Annotated in this window: 5 protein-coding genes; 3 read left to right on the top strand and 2 right to left on the bottom strand. The window is 46.7% G+C overall.

The window, feature by feature from the left end; all coding sequences use genetic code 11:
• The first annotated feature begins 54 nt into the window (after positions 1-54).
• The 3 genes from arsS to Q0294_RS18330 all read left to right on the top strand — a co-directional run bounded on the left by arsS (position 55) and on the right by Q0294_RS18330 (position 2,897).
• A complete protein-coding gene (arsS, locus tag Q0294_RS18340; RefSeq protein ID WP_299468351.1) occupies positions 55-1,101 on the top strand; it encodes an arsenosugar biosynthesis radical SAM (seleno)protein ArsS in 1,047 nt (348 codons plus the stop codon).
• A 516-nt stretch (positions 1,102-1,617) separates the two neighbouring features.
• Complete coding sequence (locus Q0294_RS18335) at positions 1,618-1,902, top strand: hypothetical protein (RefSeq protein ID WP_299468349.1); 285 nt, start codon at positions 1,618-1,620, stop codon at positions 1,900-1,902.
• Between the two features lie 170 nt (positions 1,903-2,072).
• Positions 2,073-2,897, top strand: coding sequence for a purine-nucleoside phosphorylase (locus Q0294_RS18330; RefSeq protein WP_299468347.1), 825 nt, complete (start codon positions 2,073-2,075; stop codon positions 2,895-2,897).
• Between the two features lie 47 nt (positions 2,898-2,944).
• On the opposite strand, the gene Q0294_RS18325 is transcribed toward Q0294_RS18330, so the two are convergent.
• Positions 2,945-3,973 (bottom strand): NAD-dependent epimerase/dehydratase family protein, encoded by a 1,029-nt coding sequence (locus Q0294_RS18325; RefSeq protein ID WP_299468345.1) that lies wholly within the window; start codon positions 3,971-3,973, stop codon positions 2,945-2,947.
• Positions 3,970-4,914 (bottom strand): UDP-glucuronic acid decarboxylase family protein, encoded by a 945-nt coding sequence (locus tag Q0294_RS18320; protein ID WP_299468343.1) that lies wholly within the window; start codon positions 4,912-4,914, stop codon positions 3,970-3,972. The genes Q0294_RS18325 and Q0294_RS18320 overlap by 4 nt, the downstream gene beginning before the upstream one ends.
• Between the last annotated feature and the right edge of the window lie 304 nt (positions 4,915-5,218).

The following is a 5,218-nucleotide window of genomic DNA, read 5'->3' as shown; positions in this document are numbered from 1 at the left end:
TAAACAGCGAACATCGATCGAATCTGTTTTGTCACCACATCATCAGGAAGACTTATGACTCCCTTCACTCTGCTCAGACAACGCAGCCAGCTGGCTGACCCACGGCATCAACTGCACATCTTAAACGAACAGAATCAGCACCCCGCCTTCGAACAAAAACTAAAAGCGCATCAGCTTTCAAACCTGGAAGCCAATTCGATTACGACGCTACAGGTCAACCTGGGAAAACTTTGTAATATGACCTGCCAGCATTGTCATGTTGACGCCGGCCCTGACCGCAGAGAGATCATGAATGGCGAAACCGTTCAGGACTGCCTGAACGTGCTCGCACATCCCGGTTTTCAGACACTCGATTTGACCGGAGGTGCCCCGGAAATGAATCCTCACTTTCGAGAAATGGTGACTCAGGCTACGAAACTCAATAAACAGGTCATTGACCGCTGCAATCTGACGATTCTGTTGGCACCAGGTTATCAGGATCTGCCGGAATTTCTGGCCACGCATCAGGTAGAAATTGTCGCCTCGCTCCCCTGCTATCTTGAAGAAAATACTAATGCTCAAAGAGGCAGTGGTGCGTTTCAAAAATCGATTCAGGCGCTGAAGAAATTAAATGCGCTTGGTTATGGAAAACGAGATTCCTCACTGAAACTCACCCTGGTATTTAATCCTGTCGGCTTTTCATTACCACCTGATCAATCTGAGTTGGAACTGGCTTACAGGCAGGAGCTGAAAAAACAATATGAGATTGAATTCACGAATCTGATTACCATCACCTATATGCCCATCAGTCGCTTTCTAAGCGATCTGGTCAGCCAGGGGCGGCTTGAAGAATATATGGAGCGTCTGGTTCACGCATTCAATCCGGAGACGATTGCGGGGCTCATGTGCCGTTCTATCATTTCAGTTGACTGGCAGGGTTATCTCTATGACTGCGATTTCAATCAGATGCTGAATCTGCCAGTGGCCGTCCCTGCCCGACGCCATATTCGCGATTTTCATTACCGGGAACTGGAAAACAGAAAAATTGTAACCAATCAACACTGCTATGGTTGCACTGCAGGAGCCGGTTCCAGTTGTGGCGGTGCCATCAATAGCCTCTGAAACTCTCTGATTCCTACTGAATCGAGATGTTTCTTCGGCTCTTTGATCTCTGCCTCTACAGCCCTCTTAAAATCACGCCAATTTATTAATAATTTTTAATTATTCATTGAATTTTTAATTCATTTCTCCCTCCGCCACCAGCTGAGATGCGGCTCCTGCCCCAAAAACTATTCATTTTATCAGTAACAAAGCTTCTGGCTAAATTCAGTTACCGTCAGTTGTTGAGTTTTTTACTGCCGGAACAACAAAACCATGAGATTTCCCTCATGTGATTCCACTCCTCTGGCGGAAATATTTCTATATATTTCCAGTTCAATTTTTTCCCACTTGACAAAATAAAATAAATATAATAATGGAAAGATCATGAACTATATTTTCCCCAGCAGAAGCCGGAAAAGTTCTCCCCAATTGTTGATGAAATCCCACGATTGAACATTGACTTCGGGCTTTTAGGATTTGTAAAAAATCGTTTAGAAATTTGGAAAGATCGCACAAAGAAACTACGAGGATAATATTGTGTTATTAGCTGATTCAATTCTCATCGAATTCCCTGAAATACTTGACCCATTTACCGAAGTCATTCCCACCGTTTTCCTGTCATTAGATGATGATGAAGAAAACATCGGCTTCGATGATCTGGAAGACATCGACGATGATGAACTCGACGACGATGATGACTTCGACGACGACGATGACTTCGAAGATGAAGAAGAAGAGGAAGAAGAAGATGACGAAGACTTTGGAGATGAAGAAGATGACGATTTCGATGATGAAGGCTTCGATATCGACGATGATTTTTAAATAGTCCATCTTCCTCAAAACGGCCCGGTTCACCATGAAACAGACGCAGTGGTGAACCCCGGGGCTTAGTATTTTCCTGTCACATCTATCTCGCTTACTCTCCTGCCCGTCTTTGAAGAATTTGTTCTTTCAACCGGCCTCCTGACTTCTACAATTGAAAATAAAATCACATGCAGGGACTGGTCGAAAAAATCAACGATGCTCTTGAATTTCTCAAGCCGCAAATTCAGCAGACTCCCCGGGTAGGTTTAATCCTGGGGACTGGTCTGGGTGACTTCAGTCAACAGATCAAACAACATGCCTCGATCGCTTATCAGGAAATTCCTCACTTCCCCCACTCAACTGTGCAATCTCATGCAGGACAGTTGGTATTCGGAACGCTCAACGAAACTCCGATTGTCGCAATGGAAGGACGCTTTCATTACTATGAAGGCTACTCGATGAAAGAAGTCACCTTCCCTGTCAGAGTGATGCAGGCGCTCGGCGTTGAAACCCTGATCATCACAAATGCAGCGGGAGGCATGAATCCCCGTTATCAACTGGCTGATATCATGATCATTGAAGATCAGATCAATTTAATGGGAGATAATCCTTTAAGAGGCATCAACGATGATCGCCTGGGCATTCGCTTTCCTGATATGAGTGCTCCCTATGACCGGGCCTTGATCAAACTGGCCGAGCAGCAGGCTCTGGAACTTCAGATTCGGACACAGACAGGAGTTTTTATTGCGGTTGCCGGGCCGAATCTGGAAACCCGTGCCGAATACCGCATGCTGAGGCAGATGGGGGCCGACTGCGTAGGGATGTCGACTGTCCCTGAATGTATTGTTGCCAACCACGCTTCGATGAAAGTTCTGGGACTGTCTGTCGTGACAGATTTGTGCCTGCCTGACGCTTTAGAACCGGCCGACATCAGTAAAATCCTGAAAATCGCAGCGGATGGCGGCCAGAAACTGGCACGCCTGATTCCCAAAATCATCGAGCAAATCGGATAGCTGCTGAGCCTTGTTCCACCCACATCAAGGCAGTACACGCAGAGCCGTTATTTATGAGAATCGGAATAGTACGAAAGATACCATTCCACAAATCGATCAATTCCCTGTTCGATGGAAGTCGATGGTGAAAAGTGGATCGCCTGCTGCAGCTCCGAGATGTCGGCATAGGTTTCCAGGACGTCACCGGGTTGCATTGGATAATTCTCACGTATCGCCGGCTTCCCAATCCGCTGCTCGATTACGTCAATGAGTTGAGAAATCCCGACGGGGCGATGGTTCCCGATATTGTAAAGCCTGTAAGGTGCCTCTGCCAGATCCTCTTCATACCCCCGATTTTCTGCCGCTGACGGCGTATCAGCCCGACGAGGAATATCCTCGAGCACTCCCAGTACCCCCGTCACGATATCATCGACGTAAGTAAAATCACGCTTCAAATTTCCGTGATTAAATACCTTGATGGGCGTGCCTTCAAGGATGGCCTTGGTGAAGAGAAAAACAGCCATATCAGGCCGCCCCCACGGACCATACACGGTAAAAAAACGCAGTCCCGTTGTAGGCAAATCGTAAAGATGACTATAGCTGTGAGCCATTAATTCATCAGCCCGTTTAGTGGCGGCATAAAGACTGACGGGATGATCCACACGATCGTGAGTGGAATAAGGTATTTTTCGATTGGCTCCATAGACGGAACTTGATGACGCATAAACCACGTGAGCGACCCGGCTTATTCGGCTCTGTTCCAGGACATTGACAAAACCCAACACATTACTTTGCACATATTCCAGAGGTTTCAGCAAAGAATTGCGGACTCCCACTTCTGCAGCCAGATGAATCACTTTTTCAAATGGTGTCTGGCCGAACAGCCGTGACATCGATTCGACATCAGTAATATCTGTCTCAAGAAATTGAAAAGCCGCCTCATGCTCCAGCTGCAAAAGACGATCTCGTTTCAACTGCTCTTCATAATGACTGTTGAGATTATCAATCCCGGTGACCTGATGTCCTTGAGACAGCAGTTTTGACGTGACGTGAAACCCGATAAAACCTGCAGCACCTGTCACCAAAATCTGGCTCATGATGTTTCCTGTTTCATAAGGTTCTGGTAATAAGCAACTGTTTTTGCCAGTCCCTGCTGTAAAGAAACCTGAGGTTCCCAGTTCAGAATGGTCCGTGCTTTTGTGATATCAGGGCAGCGTTGCCGGGGATCATCCGTCGGCAGAGGCTGGTACTCCAATTGAGACTTGGATTTGACAGCCTGCAACACCGCTTCCGCGAGTTCCAACATGCTGTTTTCAACGGGATTCCCGAGATTGACGGGGCCGGTTGTCTCGTCCTGTGCCATCATCTTCAGAAATCCATCGATCAGATCATCCACATAACAGAACGAACGGGTCTGCCGGCCATCGCCGTAAATGGTCAGCGGCTGACCTTGCAGAGCCTGATTGATGAAATTTGAAATGACGCGGCCATCATTGGGATCCATCCGCGGTCCATAAGTATTGAAGATTCTGACAATCCGGATCGGCACCTGATGTGCCTGATGATAATTCATACACAATGACTCGGCGATGCGTTTCCCTTCGTCATAACAGCTTCGCGGGCCAATCGGATTGACGTGCCCCCAATATTCCTCCACCTGAGGGTGCACTTCAGGATCACCATAAACTTCGGAAGTGGAGGCATGTAAGACTTTGGCACGGCAACGTTTCGCCAACCCCAGGATGTTAACCATCCCGACGGTCGATGTTTTGATCGTTTTAATTGGGTTATATTGATAGGCCACCGGCGAAGCAGGACAGGCCAGATTATAGATTTCATTCACCTCTAAATGGACAGGATGTACAATATCGTGCCTCATCAACTCAAAGCGAGGGTGCCCTATCAAATGAGCGATATTTTGCTTATTGCCTGTGAAGAAATTATCCAGGCAGATCACGTTTTTTCCCTGCTCAACCAGCCGGTCACAAAGGTGGCTCCCCAGAAATCCGGCTCCACCTGTCACTAAAACAGAATTCATCAGTTATTTTTATCCTTCAATTTTCTGTATCTTATTTTGACTCGTTGAAGCAGACATTCGCCTGAAGCAGACTCCCGCTCATACATGATAGTCTACAACAATATCATGCAAATAGCGAGAAAAAGAAGACAACCTGCGGTCTCTACTTTTGTTGAAACTACAATTAGAATTGAAAATAGAGGAATGGACTTTCCGCACTAAACCTGAGAACACACAGGGTAAATAATGATCCAAACATGACCGCTGTCTGCCAGCGCGGTTTAAAGTTCCAATTCCAGGTATTGGGGAGACAAAATACAATGAT

The sequence above is a fragment of the uncultured Gimesia sp. genome (genome assembly GCF_937919775.1).
Classification (GTDB): Bacteria; Planctomycetota; Planctomycetia; order Planctomycetales; family Planctomycetaceae; genus Gimesia.
Note: the sequence above shows the minus strand (reverse complement) of the source record. Positions and strands in the feature narration are given on the sequence as shown.